At 69.8% G+C, this 21,925-nt stretch carries 20 protein-coding genes; 9 read left to right on the forward strand and 11 right to left on the reverse strand.

Translation table 11 applies throughout. From position 1 onward, the window contains the following. Window positions 1-21 precede the first annotated feature (21 nt). The 5 genes from HRJ34_RS23865 to manD all read right to left on the reverse strand — a co-directional run bounded on the left by HRJ34_RS23865 (window position 22) and on the right by manD (window position 5,077). A complete protein-coding gene (locus HRJ34_RS23865; protein ID WP_011952731.1) occupies window positions 22-936 on the reverse strand; it encodes a sugar phosphate isomerase/epimerase family protein in 915 nt (304 codons plus the stop codon). A gap of 109 nt (window positions 937-1,045) precedes the next feature. Next, on the reverse strand, window positions 1,046-1,960 hold the full coding sequence (locus tag HRJ34_RS23870) for a sugar phosphate isomerase/epimerase family protein (RefSeq protein ID WP_208632644.1): 915 nt from the start codon (window positions 1,958-1,960) through the stop codon (window positions 1,046-1,048). Window positions 1,961-2,045: 85 nt separating this feature from the next. Next, window positions 2,046-2,843, reverse strand: coding sequence for a FadR/GntR family transcriptional regulator (locus HRJ34_RS23875; protein ID WP_011952729.1), 798 nt, complete (start codon window positions 2,841-2,843; stop codon window positions 2,046-2,048). Between the two features lie 102 nt (window positions 2,844-2,945). After that, on the reverse strand, window positions 2,946-3,875 hold the full coding sequence (locus HRJ34_RS23880; RefSeq protein ID WP_208632645.1) for a sugar kinase: 930 nt from the start codon (window positions 3,873-3,875) through the stop codon (window positions 2,946-2,948). Next, window positions 3,869-5,077: a D-mannonate dehydratase ManD gene (gene manD / locus HRJ34_RS23885; RefSeq protein ID WP_011952727.1), complete on the reverse strand. Its 1,209-nt coding sequence runs from the start codon at window positions 5,075-5,077 to the stop codon at window positions 3,869-3,871. Before manD ends, HRJ34_RS23880 begins: the two co-directional genes overlap by 7 nt. A gap of 110 nt (window positions 5,078-5,187) precedes the next feature. Between manD and HRJ34_RS23890 the strand changes: the two genes are divergently transcribed. The 6 genes from HRJ34_RS23890 (at window position 5,188) to eda (ending at window position 12,096) form a co-directional block, all read left to right on the forward strand. Beyond that, window positions 5,188-5,961, forward strand: a complete 774-nt coding sequence (locus HRJ34_RS23890) for a FadR/GntR family transcriptional regulator (protein WP_011952726.1) — start codon at window positions 5,188-5,190, stop codon at window positions 5,959-5,961. Further along, the gene (gene uxaC, locus HRJ34_RS23895) at window positions 5,958-7,358 is read left to right on the forward strand and encodes a glucuronate isomerase (protein ID WP_208632646.1); all 1,401 of its coding nucleotides are present in this window, start codon (window positions 5,958-5,960) and stop codon (window positions 7,356-7,358) included. Before HRJ34_RS23890 ends, uxaC begins: the two co-directional genes overlap by 4 nt. Then, window positions 7,355-8,812: a mannitol dehydrogenase family protein gene (locus tag HRJ34_RS23900; protein ID WP_208632647.1), complete on the forward strand. Its 1,458-nt coding sequence runs from the start codon at window positions 7,355-7,357 to the stop codon at window positions 8,810-8,812. The genes uxaC and HRJ34_RS23900 overlap by 4 nt, the downstream gene beginning before the upstream one ends. A gap of 92 nt (window positions 8,813-8,904) precedes the next feature. Continuing rightward, window positions 8,905-10,257 carry an MFS transporter gene (locus tag HRJ34_RS23905; protein WP_030092830.1) on the forward strand — a complete coding sequence of 451 codons (1,353 nt, stop codon included), beginning with the start codon at window positions 8,905-8,907 and terminating at the stop codon, window positions 10,255-10,257. A gap of 16 nt (window positions 10,258-10,273) precedes the next feature. Next, window positions 10,274-11,482 carry a Gfo/Idh/MocA family protein gene (locus HRJ34_RS23910; protein WP_011952722.1) on the forward strand — a complete coding sequence of 403 codons (1,209 nt, stop codon included), beginning with the start codon at window positions 10,274-10,276 and terminating at the stop codon, window positions 11,480-11,482. Window positions 11,483-11,484: 2 nt separating this feature from the next. Continuing rightward, window positions 11,485-12,096 (forward strand): bifunctional 4-hydroxy-2-oxoglutarate aldolase/2-dehydro-3-deoxy-phosphogluconate aldolase, encoded by a 612-nt coding sequence (gene eda / locus HRJ34_RS23915; RefSeq protein WP_208632648.1) that lies wholly within the window; start codon window positions 11,485-11,487, stop codon window positions 12,094-12,096. A 101-nt stretch (window positions 12,097-12,197) separates the two neighbouring features. On the opposite strand, the gene HRJ34_RS23920 is transcribed toward eda, so the two are convergent. Then, window positions 12,198-12,665, reverse strand: coding sequence for a MarR family winged helix-turn-helix transcriptional regulator (locus tag HRJ34_RS23920; RefSeq protein WP_148218752.1), 468 nt, complete (start codon window positions 12,663-12,665; stop codon window positions 12,198-12,200). Window positions 12,666-12,748: 83 nt separating this feature from the next. Here HRJ34_RS23920 and HRJ34_RS23925 point away from each other — a divergent pair, with 83 nt between their 5' ends. The 3 genes from HRJ34_RS23925 to HRJ34_RS23935 are packed head-to-tail and all read left to right on the forward strand — an operon-like array spanning window position 12,749 to window position 17,155. Beyond that, window positions 12,749-13,552 carry a cyclase family protein gene (locus HRJ34_RS23925; RefSeq protein ID WP_011952719.1) on the forward strand — a complete coding sequence of 268 codons (804 nt, stop codon included), beginning with the start codon at window positions 12,749-12,751 and terminating at the stop codon, window positions 13,550-13,552. After that, window positions 13,545-15,671 carry an indolepyruvate ferredoxin oxidoreductase subunit alpha gene (locus HRJ34_RS23930; protein WP_030092856.1) on the forward strand — a complete coding sequence of 709 codons (2,127 nt, stop codon included), beginning with the start codon at window positions 13,545-13,547 and terminating at the stop codon, window positions 15,669-15,671. Before HRJ34_RS23925 ends, HRJ34_RS23930 begins: the two co-directional genes overlap by 8 nt. Next, the gene (locus HRJ34_RS23935; RefSeq protein ID WP_208632649.1) at window positions 15,671-17,155 is read left to right on the forward strand and encodes an indolepyruvate oxidoreductase subunit beta family protein; all 1,485 of its coding nucleotides are present in this window, start codon (window positions 15,671-15,673) and stop codon (window positions 17,153-17,155) included. The genes HRJ34_RS23930 and HRJ34_RS23935 overlap by 1 nt, the downstream gene beginning before the upstream one ends. Here the strand turns inward: HRJ34_RS23935 and HRJ34_RS23940 are convergent. From HRJ34_RS23940 to HRJ34_RS23960, 5 genes are read right to left on the reverse strand one after another with little or no spacing between them, the layout of a single operon-like run. Beyond that, complete coding sequence (locus tag HRJ34_RS23940) at window positions 17,152-18,723, reverse strand: phytoene desaturase family protein (RefSeq protein ID WP_208632650.1); 1,572 nt, start codon at window positions 18,721-18,723, stop codon at window positions 17,152-17,154. The genes HRJ34_RS23935 and HRJ34_RS23940 overlap by 4 nt on opposite strands. After that, a complete protein-coding gene (locus HRJ34_RS23945) occupies window positions 18,720-19,511 on the reverse strand; it encodes an SDR family oxidoreductase (protein WP_016746496.1) in 792 nt (263 codons plus the stop codon). Before HRJ34_RS23945 ends, HRJ34_RS23940 begins: the two co-directional genes overlap by 4 nt. Further along, the gene (locus HRJ34_RS23950) at window positions 19,508-20,092 is read right to left on the reverse strand and encodes a cysteine hydrolase family protein (RefSeq protein ID WP_011952714.1); all 585 of its coding nucleotides are present in this window, start codon (window positions 20,090-20,092) and stop codon (window positions 19,508-19,510) included. The genes HRJ34_RS23945 and HRJ34_RS23950 overlap by 4 nt, the downstream gene beginning before the upstream one ends. Then, entirely contained in the window at window positions 20,089-20,577 is a 489-nt protein-coding gene (locus tag HRJ34_RS23955) for an aromatic-ring-hydroxylating dioxygenase subunit beta (RefSeq protein WP_029993952.1), read from the reverse strand. The genes HRJ34_RS23950 and HRJ34_RS23955 overlap by 4 nt, the downstream gene beginning before the upstream one ends. After that, a complete protein-coding gene (locus tag HRJ34_RS23960) occupies window positions 20,574-21,884 on the reverse strand; it encodes an aromatic ring-hydroxylating dioxygenase subunit alpha (protein ID WP_016746499.1) in 1,311 nt (436 codons plus the stop codon). The genes HRJ34_RS23955 and HRJ34_RS23960 overlap by 4 nt, the downstream gene beginning before the upstream one ends. Window positions 21,885-21,925: the final 41 nt, after the last annotated feature.

The raw sequence follows: 21,925 nt of genomic DNA on the forward strand, positions 1-21,925 counted from the left end.
CGGCTCCGATCGATTGGGGCGTCAGCCGATGGTCTTGCGGAGATATTGGATCGAGCTGCGGATCGCGCCCATCGGGTCGTCCGAGCGGTCGATCTCGACCAGGAAATGCTCGATGCCGGCGTCGTCGCTCGCCTTGATCAGCGCGGGGACGTCGAGCGTGCCGCTGCCGACCGCGGCGAAGTCGCCGGTCGCGGTGATATCCTTGATGTGGCAGAGCTTGGTCCGGCCCGCATAGCGCTTGAGATAGGCGAGCGGATCGGCGCCAGCCTTGGTCGCCCAGTAGAAATCCAGCTCGAACTTGACCTTGTCGGGATCGGTATTGTCGAGGAACAGGTCGAGGATCACGTCGTTGCCGACCTTGGCGAATTCGCGATCATGGTTGTGGAAGGCGAAGGTCAGGCCTTCCCTGGCGCACATGTCGCCCAGTTCGTTGAACAGCTTGATATGCTTGTCGATGGTCGGGCGATCGGCGATCTGATTGGGGAGGAGGATCGCCCACATCACATATTTCTGGCCGAGGATCTTCGACGTCCGGATGCCGTCCTCGAACGCCGCGTGGACGTTCTTGAACGAGAAGGTCTCCGCATAGACGTCCTCGATCCCCTGGCTCGAAAGGTCGCGCCGGACCCAGCGCTGAAAGGCGCCATAGGTCTCCTTCGGGGCGACGTGGTTGTTGGGCGAGGTGAGGCCGAAGCGATCGAGCTGCTCGCGGACATAATGCGGGTCGCGGCCGAAGCTGCCGGTGGTGCCGATCTCCTTGTAGCCCATCGCCGCGACCGCGCGCAGCGTGCCCTCGAAGTCGCCCTCCAGCACCCGGAGGATGGTGCCCGCCTGGATGCCCCAGCGGCGCGGCTTGGTCGAGCGGGCGAGCGCGGGCGCGGCGGCGAGGCCGGCGAGCGAGATGGCCGATAGCTGGAGCAGTTCGCGACGGTTCATCTCAATCTCCCAATGCCGACTGACCGAGTGGCTTGGCCAAATGGGATAGGTCGATAAAATTGGTCAGTCAATTATATAAATTTATGCCGCAACTGGCCTTACATCCCGATCAGCCGATGGTCTTGCGGAGATATTGGATCGAGCTGCGGATCGCGCCCATCGGATCGTCCGAGCGGTCGATCTCGACCAGGAAATGCTCGATGCCGGCGTCGTCGCTCGCCTTGATCAGCGCGGGGACGTCGAGCGTGCCGCTGCCGACCGCGGCGAAGTCGCCGGTCGCGGTGATGTCCTTGATGTGGCAGAGCTTGGTCCGGCCCGCATAGCGCTTGAGATAGGCGAGCGGATCGGCGCCGGCCTTGGTCGCCCAGTAGAAATCCAGCTCGAACTTGACCTTGTCGGGATCGGTATTGTCGAGGAACAGGTCGAGGATCACGTCGTTGCCGATCTTGGCGAACTCGCGATCATGATTGTGGAAGGCGAAGGTCAGGCCTTCCCTGGCGCACATGTCGCCCAGCTCGTTGAACAGTTTGATATGCTTGTCGATCGTCGGGCGGTCGGCGATCTGGTTGGGCAGCAGGATCGCCCACATCACATATTTCTGGCCGAGGATCTTCGACGTCCGGATGCCGTCCTCGAAAGTGGCGTGGACATGGTCGAACGAGAAGCTGTTCGCGTAGACCGCCCGGTTGGCTTCGGTCGAGACCTCGCGCCGGACCCATTTCTGGAACGAATCATAGGTCGCCTTGGGGGCGACATGGTTGTTGGGCGAGGTCAGGCCGAAGCGGTCGAGCTGCGCGCGCACATAATGCGGATCGCGGCCGAAGCTGCCGGTGGTGCCGATCTCCTTGTAGCCCATCGCCGCGACCGCGCGCAGCGTGCCTTCGAAATCGGCCTCGAGCGTCTTGAGGATGGTGCCCGCCTGGACGCCCCAGCGGCGCGGCTTCCTGGCCCGGGCAAGGGCCGGCGCGGCGGCGAGTCCGGCGAGCGAGACGGCCGACAGCTGCAGCAATTCGCGACGGTTCATCTCAATCTCCCATTATCGTCAGGCCGAAAGGGATAGATTGGGAAAATTGGTCAGTCAATTGTGTAAGGCTGAGTCGAAACTGGCCTTACATGCTGATCGAGCGGGCGAAACGCGCCCGCGTGTCCTGCGCCGCCTGCTTGGCGCGTTCGATCGCCTCCTCCTCGGTGGCGAACAGCAGATGCTCGATCACCGCGCCGAGATGGGTGCGCATCGCCGCGCGCGCGCGCGCCGGATCGCGGGAGCGCAGCGCCTCGACCACCGCCATATGCTCCTCGATCACCGGCTTGACCTGCGCGGTCCGCGCCTTGGCATGGAGCAGCGCGCAGTCGGGCGAGGTCTGCCGCAGGGTCCACAGCGAATCGATCGTCCGGACGATCGCCGCGTTGCGCGTCGCCCGCGCGATCAGCATGTGGAATTCGCGGTCGTCGGCTTCGGCCAGCTCGGTCGTCTGCTGCTTGCCGATCCGCTCGACCAGCGCGGCGAGCTCGGCGAGTTCCTCGTCGGAGATGTTGGTCGCCGCCAGCGCCGCCGCCTCGCCCTCGAACAGCAGCCGCGCCTCGGTCAGCTCGAAGGCGGTAACGCCGAAGCCAGGGGTCTCGGCGGCGCTGGTCTGGCGGCGGACATAGGCGCCCGATCCGACCCGCACCTCGACCACGCCCTGCACTTCGAGCGCGATGATCGCCTCGCGCACGGTCGGGCGGCTGACGTTGAACTCGGCCGAGATCTCGCGCTCGGCGGGCAGCCGGCCGCCGACCGGATAGGTCCCGTCGTTGATGCGGTCCATCAGCCGGCGGGCGATGTCGCGATAGAGGCGGTCCTGCGATCCCTCCGGCGCGCCGACGCCCATCGGGGCCTTGTCATCCTCATCCTGCTTGCGCGCCATGTCGATCGATATCCTTGTGCCTGAGGCCAAGGAAAATACGCATAGCCGGCGTCGCATCAATAGCGCCGCGCGGATTCGGATCGGATCGGCCGATCGGCGGGGTCAGAAGCGGTAGGGCGCCTCATGGTCGCGCGGCGGGATCGCGCCCCTGCGAAGGATCGTCCACGCCGCCAGCTCGTGCCCGGCCGGCGCCGCCCGTGCGGGCGCCCGCCCGGCCAAGCGCGCCGCGAGATAGCCGGCGTTGAAGGCATCGCCCGCGCCGCTGCTGTCGACCGCGACGACCGCGCGGGGCGGGGCGATCCGGTGCCGGCCGTCGCGCGTGGCGACGAGGCAGCCGTCCGCGCCGCTCTTGACCGCGACCTCGGCGACGCCCCAGCCGAGCCAGCGGTCGGCGACCGCGTCGATCGGCTCGGGCCCGAACAGCGCGGCCTCGTCGACCTGGGTCGGCAGCGCGATGTCGACCAGCGGGCCGATCGCCTCGACCGCTGCGCGCGCCTCGGCGGGCCAGGACCAGAGCCGGGGCCGGAAATTGCTGTCGAAGGCGACGCGGCCGCCATTTGCGCGGACGTCGCGGCACAGCCCGGCCAGCCGCTCGCGCCTGGCCGGCGACAGGATGGCGAGGCTGATCAGGCTCAGATAGAGCAGGTCGCAGCGCGCGGCGTGGGCCAGCGCGGCCTCCGCCTCGGGCAGGTCGAGCATCGCGCGCGCGGCGCTGTCGCTGCGCCAATAGGCGAAGCTGCGTTCCCCCTCGGCGTCGGTCTCGATCGCGTAGAGGCCGGCGTTGCGGTCGGGATGGGTCAGCAGGTGGGTGAGGTCGAGCCCCTCCTCGGCCCAGCTCCGGCGCAGCGCGCGGCTGAGCGGGTCGGCGCCGAGCGCGGAGATGAAGCCGGTTTCGAGCCCGAAGCGCGCCAGGTGGATCGCGCTGTTCAGCGCGTCGCCGCCATGGTGGGTCTCCCAGCCGGCGATCCCGCCATGCTCCCCCGACCGGGAAAGCTCGACCATTCCTTCGCCGATGACGGCGATCGTCACCAATTGAACATCGTCCCGTCCTCGAGCCGGGCGACCGGCAGATAGGCGGGCTTATAGGGATATTTGGCGGCCTCCGCCTCGTCGATGTCGACGCCATGGCCGATCGCGTCGCCGGGGTGCAGATAGCCGTCGGCGAAATGATAGGCGTGCGGGAAGACGGCGTCGGTCTCGGGCGTGTGCCGCATATATTCCTGGATGCCGAAATTGGGCACCCAGCTGTCGAAGTGCAGCGCCGTGCCCATCGTCACCGGCGACAGGTCGGTCGCGCCGTGGAAGCCGGTCTGCACCTGGTAGAGTGCCGCCAGGTCGGCGATCCGGCGCAGATGGGTGATCCCGCCCGCGCGCACGACCGGCGTGCGGATATAGTCGATCAGCTGGTTCTGGATCAGGTCCTTGCAATCCCACACCGTGTTGAACACCTCGCCCACCGCCAGCGGGATGGTGGTGTGCTGGCGGATCAGGCGGAACGCCTCCTGGTTCTCGGCGGGGGTCGCGTCCTCCAGCCAGAACAGGCCATAGGGTTCGAGCATCTTGCCGAGCCGCCCCGCCTCGATCGGCCGCAGCCGGTGGTGGACGTCGTGGAGCAGATGGTGCTCGAAGCCGTAGCGGTCGCGCAGCTTGTCGAACAGCTTGGGCACGAAGTTGAGATATTTGGCGGTGTCCCAGACCGTCTCGGTCGGCAGCGCGGCGTCGGCCGGCTCGTAATAATCCTTGCCGCGCCCGACGCCATAGGCCGCCGCGAGGCCGGGAATCCCCGACTGGGCGCGAATCGCGCGATAGCCGAGGCTGATGTAGCGGCCGACCTCGTCGATCGTCTGCTCGATGTCGGCGCCATTGGCATGACCATAGACCATCACGCCCTCGCGGCTCTTGCCGCCGAGCAGGTCGTAGAGCGGCATGTTCGCCATCTTGGCCTTGATGTCCCACAGCGCCATGTCGATCGCGGCGATCGCGGACATCGTCACCGGCCCGCGCCGCCAATAGGCGCCGCGGTAGAAATATTGCCAGATATCCTCGATCCGGCGGGGGTCGCGGCCGATCAGGCAGGGCAGGAGATGGTCCTGCAGATAGGAGGCGACCGACAGCTCGCGGCCGTTCAGGGTCGCGTCGCCGACGCCGTGGACACCCTGGTCGGTCATGATCTTGACGGTCACGAAATTGCGGCCCGGACAGGTCACGATCACTTTGGCGGCGTCAATTCTCATGGATGTTCCCACATGGTGTCGTTATAATTGGACAGCCTTGACCATCGCAAATTGGTCTGTCAATGATGAAAATCTGTCAGGCCGATATTGGCTAAATCAGTTGGAGTTCCATGGACCACGCCGAATCCGAGCCGCCGAGCGGCGCCGCGCCCGAGCGGCTCTACCGCGAAGTGGCGCGCACGCTGACGCAGCGCATCGCCGACGGAACCTATCCCGTTGGCGGCCGGCTGCCGGCCGAACGGGAGATTTCCGCCGAATTCAACATCAGCCGCCCGACCGCGCGCGAGGCGATCATCGCGCTGGAGGTGCAGGGGCTGGTCGACGTCCGGATCGGTTCGGGCGCCTATGTGCGGCCGGGCGGCGGCAGCGACGTCGCGCAGTTCGACGTCAGCGCCTTCGAGCTGACCGAGGCGCGGCTGCTGATCGAGTCCGAGGCGGCGGCGCTGGCCGCGGTCAACATCTCCGACGAGGAGCTGGAGGCGCTGCCCCGGCTCGTCACCGCGATCGAGCGCGAGGGCGGCAATCCGGCCGTCGCGGAGACCGCCGACCGCGAGTTCCACCTGCTGATCGCCGGCGCGACGCGCAACGCCGCGGTGCTGCACAGCGTCCGGTCGCTGTGGGAGCTGCGCCAGTCCTCGCCCGAATGCGCGCTGCTCCACGCCAAGGCGCGCACCGCCAACGTCAAGCCGGTGGTCGAGGAGCATATGCTGATCGTCGAGGCGCTGCGGACCCGCGATCCGGCGCGCGCCCGCGCGGCGATGCGGACGCATCTCGGCGCGGTGATCGAGCATCTGCTCTTCTCGACCGAGGAGGAGGCGATCAAGAAGGCCAAGAAGGCGGCGCAGGACACCCGCGCCCGCTTCGCCCGCGCGGTGTCGATGTGACGGCAGCCCCGCTCCGGCTCCATCCCGACCGGCTGTTCCCGGCGGACCCCGATACCCGCGTAGTGGCGCGGCGGCTCTACGCCGAAGTCGCCGGCCTGCCGATCGTCAGCCCGCACGGCCATACCGATCCGCGCTGGTTCGCCGAGGACGCGCCGTTCGGCGATGCGAGCAGCCTGCTGCTCCAGCCCGACCATTATGTCTTCCGCATGCTGTACAGCCAGGGCGTCCCGCTGGAGGCGATCGGCATCGGCGCGCCGGTCGATCCGCGCGCGGCGTGGCGCGTGCTGGCCGATCACTACCATCTGTTCCGGGGCACGCCGTCGCGGCTGTGGCTCGACTGGGTGTTCCACAGCGTGTTCGGGCTCGACGTGCGGCTCGCGCCCGAGACCGCCGATCTTACTTTCGACAGCATCAACGAGCAGCTCGCCCGCCCCGAATTCCGCCCGCGCGCGCTGTTCGACCGGTTCAACATCGAGCTGCTGGCGACGACCGAGTCCCCGCTCGATCCGCTCGACCATCATGCCGCGATCCGGGCCTCGGGATGGACGGGCCGGGTGATCACCGCCTTCCGCCCCGATCCGGTGGTCGATCCCGATTTTGAGGGGTTCGCGGCCAATATCGACCGGCTCGGCGCGATGACCGGCGAGGACGTCGGCAGCTATGCCGGCTATCTTGCCGCGCTGCGCGCCCGCCGCGCGGCGTTCGCGGCGGCGGGGGCGACCTCGACCGACCATGGCCATCCGACCGCCGCGACCGCCGACCTCGATCGCGGCGAGGCCGAGCGCCTCTATGCCCAGGTGCGCGGCGGCGGGGCGACGGCCGAGCAGGCCGAGCTGTTCCGCGCGCACATGCTGACCGTCATGGCGGAGATGAGCATCGACGACGGACTGGTCATGCAGATCCATCCGGGCTCGTTCCGCAACCATAATGCCGATCTGTTCCGGCGTTTCGGACGCGACAAGGGCGCCGACATCCCGACCCGCACCGATTTCGTCCGCGCGCTGCGGCCGCTGCTCGGCCGCTTCGGCAACGATCCCCGGCTCAGCCTGATCCTGTTCACGCTCGACGAGAGCGCCTATGCGCGCGAGCTGGCGCCGCTCGCCGGCCATTATCCGGCGCTCAAGCTCGGCCCCGCCTGGTGGTTCCACGACAGCCCGGAGGGGATGCGCCGCTTCCGCCGGCAGACCACCGAGACCGCCGGCTTCCACAACCTCGTCGGGTTCAACGACGACACCCGCGCCTTCCTGTCGATCCCGGCGCGCCACGACGTCGCCCGGCGGATCGACTGCGGCTATCTCGCCGAACTGGTCGTCGAGCATCAGCTCGACGAGGACGAGGCGGCCGATCTCGCGGTCGACCTGACCTATCGGCTGGTCAAGTCGGCCTACCGCCTGTGAGCGCCGGCCCCGGCGCGCGCCCGCGCCTGTCCGCCGCGACCGTGCCCGAGGGCGTCGCGCCGCTCCGCTATGCCCGCGATCGCGCGCGCAGCGGCATCGTCCATCTCGGCCTCGGCGCGTTCCACCGCGCGCACCAGGCGGTCTATACCGACGACGCGATGGCGGCGGGCGATGCAGGCTGGGGCATCGTCGGCGTCTCGCTGCGGTCGCCGGCGGTCCGCGACGCGCTCGTCCCGCAGGACTGCCTCTACATCGTCGAGGAGCGCGGCGCGCCCGGCGGGCGGCACCTGGTCGGATCGATCAACGACGCGCTGGTGGCGCCCGAGGCGCCCGAGCGGGTGATTGCGGCGCTCGCCGATCCCGCCGTCCATGTCGCGACGCTGACCGTCACCGAGAAGGGCTATCATCGCGACCCGCGCACCAACGGCCTGCTCGTCGACGCGCCCGACGTGGCGCATGATCTGGCGGGCGGCGGCGATCCGCGCACCGTCTTCGGCTTCCTCGCCGCCGCGCTCGACCGCCGCGCCGCGCAAGGGGCCGGGCCGCTGACGATCCTGTCGTGCGACAACCTGCCCGACAACGGCCGGCTGCTCGGCGGGCTGCTCGACGATTATCTGGCGGCGAGGGGCGGCGCGCGGCCCGGCGGCTGGACTAGCCCGAGCAGCATGGTCGACCGGATCGTGCCGGCGATCACCGCCGACGATCTCGCGCGGCTGCCGGTCGAGGATCGCGCGCTCACGGTGTGCGAGCCCTTCCGCCAATGGGTGATCGAGGACCGTTTCGCGGGGCCGCGCCCGCGCTGGGAGGCGGGCGGCGCGCAGATCGTCGACGACGTCCGCCCGTTCGAGCTCGCCAAGCTGCGGCTGCTCAACGGCGCCCATTCGGCGCTGGCCTATTGGGGGCTCCCGCTCGGCCATGCCCATGTCCATGAGGCGGTCCGCGATCCCGACCTGCTCGCCTTCGTCCGCCGCCAGTTGCTGGCCGAGGCGGCGCCGAGCCTGCCGCCCTCTGCGGCGCTCGATCCCGCCGCCTATGTCGAGACGATCCTGCGGCGGTTCGACAATCCGGCGCTGCCGCACCGGCTGGCGCAGATCGCGATGGACGGTTCGCAGAAGCTGCCGCAGCGCTGGCTGGCGACGATCGTCGAGCGCGCTGCGACCGGCCTGGCCAGCCCCGCGCACCTGCGCAGCGTCGCCGCCTGGCTCGCCTTCGTCGGCGACGCGTCGGGCGGCGGACGGCCGGCGGACGACCCGCTCGCGTCGCGGCTCGAGACGATCTGGGACGGCCAGGCGACGCCGGCCGATATCGCCGCGGCTATCGTGCGATCCTCCGGTGTCTTCCCGGCGGCGTTCGGCGCGGACGAGGCGCTGGTCGGAGCGCTCGGCGCGGCGCTGGCGGAGCGGCTGTCGAAGGGGCCGCGCGCCATGCTCCGCGATTTCCTCGGCCGGTCATGATATAATTGGACTGGCATATTGACTGTCCAATTGTGACTCTATAGCGACTTTGGTCATACAGATTTATGCGCCGACAATGAAGGAGGGGCCGCATGGACGAGCGTAGCGGGCCCTGGTGGCGGGGCGTCACCGGCTATCAATGGCTGGTCTTCGCGGTCGCGTCGGGGGCCTGGCTGTTCGACACGATGGACCAGCGCCTCTTCTCGCTCGCCCGCATCCCGGCGCTCGGCGACCTGATGGCGCTGCCCCCTTCGCATGTCGAGGTGCAGGCCTTCGCCAAGATCGTCACCGCCTTGTTCCTGGTCGGCTGGGGACTGGGTGGGCTGATCATCGGTCCGCTCGGCGATCGCTACGGCCGGGTCCGCCTGCTCGCCATCTCGATCCTGCTCTATTCGATCTGCACCGGCATCACCGCGTTGTGCCGGACCCCGGCCGAGTTCGCGGCGCTGCGCTTCGTCACCGGCCTGGGCATCGGCGGGGTGTTCGGCCTCGCGGTCGCGATCATCGTCGAGACGGTCGACGGGCGGGCGCGGCTGGCGATGCTGGCCGGGCTCCAGCTTCTCTCGACCGTCGGCAATGTCGGATCGGCGCTGGTCAAGATGGGGGTCGACGATCTCGCCCGCCACGACCTGATCGCCGCCGGATCGGTGTGGCGCTGGCTGTTCGCGCTCGGCGCGCTGCCGGCGCTGATCGCGATCGTCGCGATGATCGGCCTGCGCGAGCCCCAGTCCTGGCGCGAGCGCAAGGCCGAGGGGCGGCTGCCCAAGGGCGCGTTCGGCGCCTATGTCGACCTGCTCGGCAACCCGGCCGAGCGGCGCGGCCTGCTGATCGGCAGCCTGCTCGCGGTCGCGGGCGTGGTCGGGCTGTGGGGGATCGGCGAATATGCCGTCGATCTGCAGCATGCCGTGTTCACCACCTATTATGACGGGCGGCTCGCGCCCGACGCGGCCAAGGCGGCGGTCACCGACGCCAAGAACTGGGCCTATATGCTGCAGATGGCGGGCGGCGCGGTCGGCATGCTGATCTTCACCCTGATCGCCGATCGGGCGGGGCGGCGCCCGGCCTTCCTGACCTGCTTCGCCGCCGCCTTCGTGGTGACGATGTTCGTCTATGCGCGGATGCAGACGCCGGCCGACGCCTATTGGATGATGCCGCTGATGGGCGCCGCGCAGTTCAGCCTGTTCGCCGGCTTCTCCATCTACCTGCCCGAGCTGTTCGGCGCGGCGGCGCGCGGGACCGGCGTGTCCTTCGCCTATAATCTCGGCCGCTTCGCCGCCGCCGCCGGCAGCTTCGGCTCGGCCTGGCTCAGCACCAGCCTGTTCGGCGGCTTCGACGCCCCCGATCCGCTGCGCTATTCGGCGATGACGATGTGCGTGATTTTCCTGATCGGCCTCGCGGCGGCGTGGTTCGCGCCCGAAACCCGCGGCCGGCCGCTGCCCGCATGATGACGAAAGGTTGACGATGAGCGGATCGGTTCGGATTGGTATCGTCGGGTCGGGCTTCTCCGCCCATTTCCACCTGGCGAGCTATCGCAAGATCCACGGCCCGGCGTTCGAGGTCGCGGCGATCGCCGGGCGCGACCGGGGCAAGACGGCGGCGCTGGCGGCGCAGTACGGCGTGGCGCGCGTGCTCGACGATGCCGACGCGCTGATCGCCGATCCCGACATCGACGTGGTCGACCTGTGCGTGCCCAACCATCTCCACGTGCCGCTGATCATGAAGGCGGCGGCGCACGGCAAGCACATCATCTGCGAAAAGCCGCTGGGCGGCTTCTTCGGCCCCGACGGCGCGCCGGGCGACTGGTCGGCCGAAGGCTTCCCGCGACAGGCGATGTTCGACGCGGTGATCGGCCAGCTCGGCGCGGTGGGGGAGGCGGTCCGCAAGGCCGGCGTCACCTTCTGCTATGCCGAGAACTGGGTCTATGCGCCGCCGATCGCCAAGCTCAACCGGCTGATGGCGGCGAGCGGATCGACCATCCTGCGCATCGAGGGCGAGGAATCGCATTCGGGCTCCCACGCCCCTTATTCGCGGCAATGGCGGCAGGCGGGCGGCGGATCGCTGCTGCGGCTGTGCGTCCACCCGATCGGCGGCGCGCTGCACATCAAATATGAGGAGGGCCGGCGGCGCACCGGCCGGCCGATCCGCCCGGTGGCGGTGACCTGCCAGGTCGCGCGGCTGACCGACATCGCGTCGTTCCGCGCGGAGGAGCCCAAGCACATCGTCACCGGCTGGCAGGACGTCGAGGATTATGCCTCGATCCTGGTCGACTTCGAGGACGGCTCGGTCGCCCAGCTCACCTCGACCGACACCCGGCTGGGCGGCATCCGCAATTTCCTGAGCGCCTATGGGTCGCGCGCGGTGGCGACGGCGAACATCAATCCCAACACCGCCTGTCAGGCCTACACGCCCGACGGGTCCTATTTCGACAGCGAATATATCGTCGAGAAGACCGAGACCAAGGCGGGCTGGTCCTTCCCGGCCCCCGACGAGGACATGATCACCGGCTATCCGGCCGAATTGGAGGATTTCGTCTCGTCGATCGCCGAGGGCCGCGCGCCCAAGAGCGACCTGATGATGGCGCAGGACGTGCTGCTACTGGTCTATGCCGGCTATCTGAGCGCGGCCGAGCGGCGCACGGTCGACCTCCGCCCCTATCTCCAGGCGCGCTGACTATGACGGTCGAACAGGTGATGACGCTGGCGCCGGTGATCCCGGTGCTGGTGGTGCATGATGTGAAACATGCGCGGCCGATCGCGGAGGCACTGGTCGAGGGCGGGCTGCCCGCGCTGGAGGTGACGCTGCGCACGCCGGTCGCGCTCGACGTGATCCGGGAGATGGCGAAGGTCGAGGGCGCGGTGGTCGGCGCGGGGACGGTGCTGAACCCCGACGACGTCAGGGCGAGCGTCGACGCGGGCGCGCGCTTCCTCGTCTCGCCGGGCCTCACCGACCGGCTCGCCAATGCGGCGATCGGCTGCGGGCTGCCCTTCCTGCCCGGCACCGCCAATGCCGGCGACATCATGCGCGGGCTCGACATGGGGCTGACCCATTTCAAATTCTTCCCGGCCATGGCCAATGGCGGGGTGCCGGCGCTCAAGGCGCTGGCCGCGCCGCTGGCCGCCGCGCGCTTCTGCCCGACCGGGGGGATCAGCGAGGCGAATGCGCCCGACTGGCTCGCGCTCGACGCGGTGCTGTGCGTCGGCGGAAGCTGGATCGTCCCGCCCGGCAAGCCCGACACCGCCGAAATCACCCGGCGCGCCAGGGCCGCGGCCAAGCTGGGCCGCTAATCCGTCATCCCGGCGGAGGCCGGGATCTCGGGAGGCTCCTGCGATGAGTTCATCTCCTCTCTCTCCTGAGGCCCCGGCCTCCGCCGGGGCGACGGTGCGATTCAATCCAGATTGTCGTGGAGCCGATTGAGCATGTCGATCAGCAGGCCGAAATCCTCGGCGCCGAAACCGCGGATCAGCTTGCGGTAGATCGGCGCCGTCACCGCGCGGGCGGCGGCCAGCTTCTCCTGTCCGGTCGTGGTCAGGAATATCTCGGTCACCCGGCCGTCCTCGCTGCTCGGCCGGCTGTCGATCAGCCCGGCGCGGGTCATCCGCTCGACGATCCGCGCCATGGTCGAGATGTTGATCACCGTCGACCGCGCGACCTGCGCGATCGGGCGGGGCGCTTTCTCGCCCAGCACCATCAATACCCGCCATGTCGGGATGTCGATGCCGATCGCGCGCAGCTCGGCCTCGATCACGACATTGTAGCGGCTCACCGCCCGGTTGAGCAGGTAGAAGGGATAGGCATCGACCCGGAACTCCTCCGAGCCGGGATCGCCGAGGGGGCGCAGGTCCTTGGTCATCATGTCCTTTTTCAATGAACTGAAAATACTTGCATATGCAAGTTTATTGAGGCAGCATCCGGATATCCGATGAGAGGATGACCCTGATGTCCAATTCCCGCAATGACGTGCTTTCGCAACTGGTGACCGCGATCGGCTCGGGAGGGATCGAGGTCGTCGACCTCACCCAGACCCTGTCCGAGGCCACCCCCGTGCTGGTGCTGCCGCCCGAATTCGGCCAGTGCGCGCCCTTCTCGCGCGAGGTGATCTCGCGCTACGACGAGCGCGGCGTCGCCTGGTACTGGAGCAACTTCACCGTCTGCGAGCATACCGGCACCCATTTCGACGCGCCGGTCCACTGGATCTCGGGCAAGGACCTGCCCGCCAACTGCGTCGACACGATCGCCCCGGCCGACTTCGTCGCGTCCGCCGTCGTGATCGATTGTTCGGCGGAGGCCGCCGCCGATCCCGACTTCCTGCTCGAACGGTCGCACATCGAGGCGTGGGAGGCGGTCCACGGCCCCGTTCCCGCGCGGAGCTGGGTGCTGTTCCGCACCGACTGGTCGAAGCGCGACGTCGACGCCTACACCAACCGCCGCGAGGACGGCGCGCACACGCCGGGTCCCAATGCCGAGGCGGTCCGCTACCTGATCGAGGAGCGTGACATCATCGGCTTCGGGGTCGAGACGATCGGCACCGACGCCGGCCAGGCGCACCTGCTGACCCCGCCCTATCCGGCGCACACGCTGCTCCACGGCGCCGGCCGCTACGGCCTGCAATGCCTGGAGAATCTCGATCGCCTGCCGGCGACGGGAACCGTGCTGGTCGCCGCCCCGCTCAAGATCGAGAGCGGCTCGGGCAGCCCGCTGCGCGTGCTCGCACTGGTCGCGAAGACCGGCGGCCATGGCTGAGCGGTCCTTCGCCGCCGAGGTCGAGCTGCTCAAGCTCGGCGAGGGCGAGACCTTCACCGGCGAGGGCATCCTCGCGGTCACCAAGGCGCTGCTCCAGTCGGGCGTCGCCTATGTCGGCGGCTATCAGGGATCGCCGATCAGCCACCTGATGGACGTGTTCGCCGACGCCAACGACCTGCTCGCCAGCCTCGGCGTCCATTTCGAGGCGAGCGCGAGCGAGGCGACGGCGGCGGCGATGCTCGCGGCGTCGGTCAACTACCCGCTGCGCGGCGCGGTCGCGTGGAAGTCGGTGGTCGGCACCAACGTCGCCTCGGACGCGCTCTCCAACGTCGCCTCGGGCGGCGTCACCGGCGGCGCGCTGGTGATCGTCGGCGAGGATTATGGCGAAGGCTCCTCGATCATGCAGGAGCGGACCCATGCCTTCGCGATGAAGTCGCAGATGTGGCTGATCGACCCGCGCCCCAACCTGCCGAGCATCGTCGACGCGGTCGAGCAGGGCTTCCGGCTGTCGGAAGCGTCGAACACGCCGGTGATGCTCGAGCTGCGCGTCCGCTCCTGCCACATGACCGGCAGCTTCGTCGCCAAGGACAATCTCCGCCCGGCGATGACCGTCGACGAGGCGGCCGCCGCGCCGGTGCGCGACACCAGCCGCATCGTGCTGCCGCCCGCCAATTTCCTCCACGAGGTCGAGAAGGTCGAGAAGCGCTGGCCCGCTGGCATCGCCTTCGTCCGGGAGAACCGGCTCAACGAATGGTTCGGCCCCGACGAGGGCGAGGTCGGGCTGATCGTCCAGGGCGGCCTGTTCAACAGCCTCAACCGCGCGATGGAGCTGCTCGGCCTGTCGGACGCCTTCGGCGCGGCGCGGCTGCCGGTCTATTGCCTCAACGTCACCTATCCGCTGATCCCCGACGAGGTCGCCGCCTTCTGCCGCGGCAAGCGCGCCGTGCTGGTGCTGGAGGAGGGGCAGCCCGAGTTCATCGAGCATGAGCTGAACACGCTCGTCCGCCGCGCCGACCTGCAGACGCGGATCGTCGGCAAGGAGGTGCTGCCCCGCGCCGGCGACTATACCGCGCATGTCATGGCGCAGGGCCTGCGCGCATTCCTGGCCGAATGGCAGCCCGCGCTGGACCTGCCCGACCTGTCGATCGCGCCGCTGCCGGCGCCGGTCGCGGCGCAGATCCCGCAGCGCCCGGCCGGCTTCTGCACCGGCTGTCCCGAGCGCCCGGTGTTCACCTCGATGAAGCTGCTCGAACGCGAGCTGGGGCCGACCCATGTCTCGGCCGACATCGGCTGCCACCTCTTCTCGATCCTGCCGCCGTTCAATATCGGCAACACGACGATGGGCTATGGCCTGGGCACCGCCGGCGCCTCCGCCTTCAAGCCCAAGGACAAGCGCGCGATCGCGGTGATGGGCGACGGCGGCTTCTGGCACAACGGCCTGACCTCGGGCATCGGCAACGCCGTCTTCAACAAGGACGACACCGTCACCGTCATCGTCGACAACGGCTATTCGGCTGCGACCGGGGGACAGGACATATTGTCGTCGCGCGCCGACAACCGGGCGCGGACCACCCGCCATCCGATCGAGCGGGCGGTGCGCGGGATCGGCGCGGGCTGGGTCCGCACCGTCGACCGCACCTATGACCTCAAGCGGATGATGGCGGCGCTGCGCGAGGCGATGACCAGCCCCGAGCGCGGGCCCAAGATCGTCGTCGCCCAGTCCGAATGCATGCTCAACCGGCAACGGCGCGAGAAGCCGCGCGTCCGCAAGGCGATGAGCGAGGGCAAGCGCGTGGTGCGCGAGCGCTTCGGCGTCGATCCCGACACCTGCACCGGCGACCATAGCTGCATCCGCCTGTCGGGCTGTCCGTCGCTGTCGATCAAGCCCAACCCCGATCCGCTGCGCCGCGATCCGGTCGCGCATGTCGACAATAGCTGCGTCGGCTGCGGCCTGTGCGGCGAGGTGAGCCATGCCGCCGTGCTCTGCCCGAGCTTCTACCGCGCCAGCATCGTCGCCAATCCGGGGCGGTGGGAAGGCCGGTGGAAGGCGTTGCGGTCGCGGCTGATTGGCGCCCTGCAGAAGCGCGATGCGCGGCTCCGCGCGGCGAGGGCGTTCTGATGGCGGCGGCAGGCGAAGCGACGCGCGACCGGATCGGCATCGCCATCCTCGCGCTGGGCGGGCAGGGCGGCGGCGTCCTCGCCGACTGGATCCAGGAGGTCGCGCGCCACCATGGCTGGCTCGCGCAGGGGACGTCGGTACCCGGCGTCGCCCAGCGCACCGGATCGACCGTCTATTATGTCGAGCTGGCGCGCGCGGGCGATCGGCTGCCGATCCTCGCGCAGATGCCGACGCCGGGCGACGTCGACATCGTCGTCGCGTCGGAGCTGATGGAGACCGGCCGCGCGATGCTGCGCAACTTCTCGACCGCCGATCGGACCACGCTGATCGGATCGACCCACCGCATCTACGCGATCGCCGAGAAGAGCGGGATGGGCGACGGTCGCGGCAGCGGCGAGCGGATCGTCGAGGCGGCCGCGCGGCGGGCCAAGCGTTTCATCGGCTTCGATATGGAAGCGGCGACCGATCGGTCGGGCAGCGTGATCAGCGCGGTGATGTTCGGCGCGCTCGGCGGCAGCGGCGCGCTGCCTTTTCCGCGCGAGGCGTTCGAGCAGGCGATCCGCGACAGCGGCATCGCGGTGGCGAGCAACCTGCGCGGCTTCGACGAGGGTTTCCGCGCCGCGCAGGCGCCGGTGGCGATGCCCGACGCGATCGACCATGCCGTCCCGCAGCCGACCACCGACGCCGGCCGCGCGCTGCACGGCCGCATCCTGGGCGAGCTGCCCGAGCCGGCGCATGAGGCGGCGCTGCACGGTGCCCAGCGGCTGATGGACTATCAGGATGCCGCCTATGCCACGCTCTATCTCGACCGGCTGCGCGCCGTCGCCGGGCTCGATGCGGCGCCCTGGGAGGCGACGGCCGAGTTGGCGCGGCACCTGGCGCTGTGGATGAGCTATGAGGACACGATCCGCGTCGCCGACCTGAAGAGCCGCGCCACCCGCTTCGAGCGGGTCCGCGACGAGGTCAAGGCGGGCGAGGGGCAGATCGTCGGCATCACCGAGTTCATGCACCCGCGCCTGCGCGAAGTGTGCGAGACGCTGCCCGCCGGGATCGGCCGCTTCATCCTGGAGTCGCCGCGCCTGTCGTCCTGGCTCGATCGCTTCTTCCGCGAGGGCCGCCATGTCGAGACCACCAGCCTGCGCTGGTTCCTGATGCTGCGCCTGCTGGCGGCCCTGCGGCCGCTGCGCCGCCGCTCGCTGCGCTATGCCGAGGAGCAGGAACGGATCGAGCATTGGCTCGGCGATATTCGTACCAGCATCGCGCAGGATCCGGCGCTCGCGCTCGGGCTCGTCCGGTCGCAGCGGCTGATCAAGGGTTATGGCGACACGTTCGACCGGGGCCTGCGCAACTTCCAGGCGATCCGCGCCGCGCTGTTCGCCCGCCCGCCGGCCGAGCGCCGGGCGCAATGGCTCGACGACGCCTGCACCCAGGCGCTCGCCGACGACAGCGGCCGCGCGCTGGAGGACATGCTGGCGGCGGCTTAAAGCCGCGCCGCCACCATATGGCCCGACATGCCGGCGAGCCCCGGCCCGGGATGGGTCGACGCGCCGATATGGAACAGCCGGCGCACCGGCGTGTCGTGGTTGCGGCCGCCGGCGAGCGGGCGGAACAGGTGGAACTGGTCGATCGAGCAGGCGCCCGAATAGGGATCGCCGCCGACCAGGTTGATGTTCATCGCCTCGAGATCGGCCGGCGACAGGATCGCCGTCTTCAGCAGCGCGTCGTCGAGATTGGCGATGCAGCCGCGCAGCCGGTCGAGGATGCGCGCGGCATAGGCTTCGGCCAGCGCGGGCGACCAGCGGCCGTCGGCGGGCGGCGCGATCAGTCCGGCGGCGTCGCCCCGCACCTGACGCGGCAGTTCCTGGAGCTGAATCCAGAGCAGCCCCTGGCCCGGCGGGACGCGCGACGGGTCGGTCGCCGCCGGCTGGCCGACGACGATCGTCCCCTCGACCGGCAGCAGGCCGCGCTCGGCCTCGTTCACCGCTCGCGAGACGCCGTCGAGCCCCGGCGTGACGTGGATCAGCGCGACCGCGTTGAGCGCCGGATCGCGCCAGCGCGGCGGCTCGGACAGCGCGAGGTGGATCTGCATGTCGGCGCGGCCATAGACGTAGCGGCGCGCGCGCTCCGCCTGCGCGGGCGGGGGATCGGACAGCAGCCGGCCGTAGAGCTGGGTCGGGGTGACGTTGGCGACCACGCCCCGGCGCGCCGTGATGCGCCGGCCGTCGGCGGTCTCGACGCCGGTCGCCGCGCCGCGCTCGACGAGGATGCGGGTGACGTCGGCGCCGGTCTCGACCTGCCCGCCCTGCGCCTCGATCAGCGCGGTGAAGGCGGCGACGAGCTGCGCGATGCCGCCCTCGACGAAGGGGATGCCGACCGCTTCGAGCGTGAACAGGATCAGCTTGCCCATCAGCGCCGACAGCGGCGCGTCGGGGCCGAGCCCGGTGTGGAGAATCCACGGCGCGATCAGCGCGCGGGCGAGGTCCGATCCGAAATCCTGTTCGAGCCAGGCGCGCATCGGCCGCAGGAAATCGCCGCCCAGCCCGGCGAGGCCGTCGATCCGCTCGCGCAGCAGGGTGCGGCCGAGCAGGCCCAGCGTCCCGCGGCTGCGCGGCTCCTGGCCGAGCAGGCCGAAGATCAGCGGGGCGTTGGCCTCGATCTCCCGCATCGCGCGGACATAGGCGGCGCCGTCGCCCGGATGGAGCGAATCGAACATCGCCGCATTGGCCTCGCGCGACGGGCCGAACACGGCCGTCCGCCCGTCGTCGAGCACCACCGCGGTCGGCTGCGGCGCGGTCAGCAGGCGCAGGCCCCGTTCGGCGAGCTTCGGGCCGAGCAGCGGATAATGGGCGGCGGTGACGAACAGCGGCAGCGACATCGCGAACAGGTCGTGCCGGAAGCCGGGCAGGGTCGCCTCGGCGGTGCGCATGCAGCCGCCGGCGACCTCGTCGCGTTCGAGCACCAGCACGCGGCGCCCCTTCAGCGCCAGTTCGGCGGCGCAGACCAGCGAATTGATGCCGCTGCCGATGACGACGACGTCCCATTGGGCGTTCATTGTTCCCCTCCCTCGAACCATGGACGCGGGCCCAGCCCCTGGTCGGGGCCCAGGATCGAATAGCCGCCGTCGACGGGCAGGTCGACGCCGGTCATGAAGCGGGCCATGTCCGAACAGGCGAAGACCACCACGTCGCCGACATCGGCGTCGCGGCCCACCCGGCCGAGCGGATGGGTGCGCGCGCCCACCGCGTCGGCGCGCTGCTCGCTGCCCGCCATGCCGGCCAGCGCCGGGGACCAGGTCCAGGCGGGCGAGACGGTGAGCACGCGGATGCCGCGCGGGGCGAGCGTCACCGCCGCGCTCTTGGTGAGCTGCATCAGCGCGGCCTTCGATGCCGGGTAGAGCAGCCGCCCGGCCGCGCCGAATTTGCCGCCGACGCTGCCGATGTTGACGATCACGCCGCCCGGCGATGGCAGGTGCCCGGCCGCCCCGGCGATCAGCAACGCCGGGCCGACCAGGTTGACGTCGAGCGAGCGGTGCCATTCCTCGCGGCTCGCGCCCAGGCCGGGATCGGCATAGAGGCAGGCGTTGTTGACGAGGATGTCGAGCCGCCCGAACCGCGCCAGCGCGGCATCGAGGCAGGTCGCGACGCCCTCGTCCTGGGCGATGTCTGCGGCGACGAAGGCGGCCCGCTCGCCCAGCGCCGCAACCACCGCCGCCCCGCGCTCGGCGTCGCGGCCGGTGACGAGCACCGAAGCGCCCGCCGCGTGGAGCGAGGCGGCGATGCCGGCGCCGAGGCCCTGCGTCGCGCCGGTCACGATCGCGACCTTGCCGTCGAGCGATATCATGCGTCCTGCTCCAGCAGCGCCGCGACGGTCGAGACCTCGCCGAGCAGCGCGATATTGTCGAGCGCCGCCTGATGGAGATGCGGCTGCCCGGCCGAGCAGGCGTCCGCCGCCAGCGCCACCGCATAGCCCATGTCGGCGGCGTGGCGGGCGCTGTGCTCGACGACCGAGTTGGTCGCCACCCCGGCGAGGATCAGCCGCTCCGCGCCGATGCCGGCCAGCACCTGTTCGAGGTCCGAATCGTAGAAGGCGTTGACCCGGCCATGGGTGACGACGGCCTCGCCCGGCAACGGGCCGAGCCCGTCGTGGAAGGCCGCGCCCCAGCTTCCCTCCTCCATCGCGCCCGAGGCGACGACGTTGCGGAAGATCGGCGCGTTCTGGACGACGCCTTCATGGCCGGGCGGGAAGGCGATGCGGACATGGACGAGCGGCAGGCCGCGCCGGCGGGCGGCGGCGAGCAGGCGGCCGGCGGCCTCGACCACGGCGTCGCGCCCCGGAGCGCCCTCGGCGACGCCGAGGCGGATGCGGCCGTCGGGGTGCAGCACCTCGTTCTGATAATGGAGCGCGAGCACGGCGGTCTTCACAGGAACACCTCATAAGGGTCCTGGATGCCGTCGCAGTTGATCAGGTCGACCCGCTTCAGCGCGATCCGCCAGTCGTCCGGCCCGGCGCCGACGAGGTCATGGGTGTAATGGCCGGCAAGCTGGCGCTGGTCGCGGCCCTGGCGCCATTCGGTGATCTGGAAGGCCGATCGCACCCGCAGGCCCGCGCCGTCCTGCGCGACGATCCGGACGTTGCCGACGATGCGCGCCGTCCGCGTCACCGGCTGCTGCGACCAGGCATGCTTTTCCTCCAGCCGCCGCCGGCGAACGTCGCGCAGGATCGCGTCCTCGTAGAACAGCGAGGCATGGTTGAGCGGGTCCTGCTGGTCGTGGCGGAGCGGCACCCAGTACATGCCGTCCTCGGCGAACAGCGCGTCCCATTCCTCCCACCGCCGGCCGTCGAGAAGCTCGGCCTCGCGGAAGAGATAGTCGGCGGCGGCGTGGGTCAGCAGCGGATCGGCGATCATGCCGCGGCCTTCCCGATATTAGCGGGCCCCATATAGGCCGACCAGGCGCGGAACTGGTTGCGCATCGGCACCTCGCTGATCCCGGCGCCCAGCACCCCGCCCTCGAACGGCGTGTCGTGGCCGGCCATGCGGTGCTGGCTGATCCAGTCGCCGCCGTCGGACGCCATGCCCTCCTGGCAGCGCCGATAGACCTCGACATCGTCGACCATCACCGTCGAGGAGGGCGAGTTGACGATGTTGGTGTAGCTGATCGTCCGCTGGAAGAAGGCGTCGGACGTGCCCTTCAGCCGGAAGGTGAAGATCTCGACCAGCGTCCGGTCGATCGAGACCGGCCGGATCACCCGGAGCTGCTGGAAGCCGGTGTGGGGCGAGCAGCTCGGATAGATGATCGTGTTGTGGCGGTTCATCGACAGGATCGCCTGTGCCCGCTCGGCGCCATGGGCGGCCACGAGCTGGTCGCGATATTCGAGGCTGATCGCGTCGGTGGGCGCGTTGAAGATCGCGTCCATATAGCTGTGGCCATGGTCGTAGCAGCGCAGCTCCAGGCTCTCCCAGAAGCTGTTGGGCTCGCCATTGCCTTCGATGATGTGGAGCTGGAACGGCGTCTTGCCGCCCAGCTTCTCGCGCACCGTCCGCCGCGCGGCGGCGAAGGAGCTTTCGTGGGTCGCCTGCGGATGGCCGGTGTCGTTGAGATTCTCGAAGAAGATCTTCCAGTTGCTCTGCTGCATCACCCGCATCACGCCGCCGGCCACCTCGACCTCGCCTTCGGGCGCGCGGTCGGCGAAATTGTCGATGCTCGCCAGCGCGCCGCCGAGATAGTCCTCCAGCCCCGGCCCGTCCTCGGCCAGCGAGCAGAAGACGAAGCCGCGCCGCTCCGCGACCCGCGCGACCGGGCGCATCGAGAATTCGGGATCGTCGAGCGAGAAGCCGGTGTCGGCATAGCCCTGGCGGAAGGGGACGCCGCGGAGGCGGCCGTCCAGGGTGAAGGTCCAGGCATGATAGGGGCAGCGGAACAGCGGGCCGGCATGGCCGCAGCCGTCCGCCACCAGCTTGGCGCCCTTGTGCGGGCAGCGATTGTAGAGGACGCGGATCGCGCCGTCCCGGTCGCGTACCATCACCACCGGCTCGCGCCCGATCAGCGTGGTCCAATAGTCGCCGGGCTTCGGGACCTGGCTGGCATGCCCGACATAGATCCAGGCCTGGCCGAAGATGCGCTCCATCTCCAGGTCGAAGATCGCCGGATCTGTATAGACGCGCTTGTGGACCTTGTCGGGTCTCACCAGCGCGGCGAGCATATCGTCGGTCATTCCTGCAACCTCCCTTGTCGTTGGAAGGAGGCTGCGCGATT

Source organism: Rhizorhabdus wittichii, assembly GCF_017607425.1.
Taxonomy (GTDB): Bacteria; Pseudomonadota; Alphaproteobacteria; order Sphingomonadales; family Sphingomonadaceae; genus Rhizorhabdus; species Rhizorhabdus wittichii.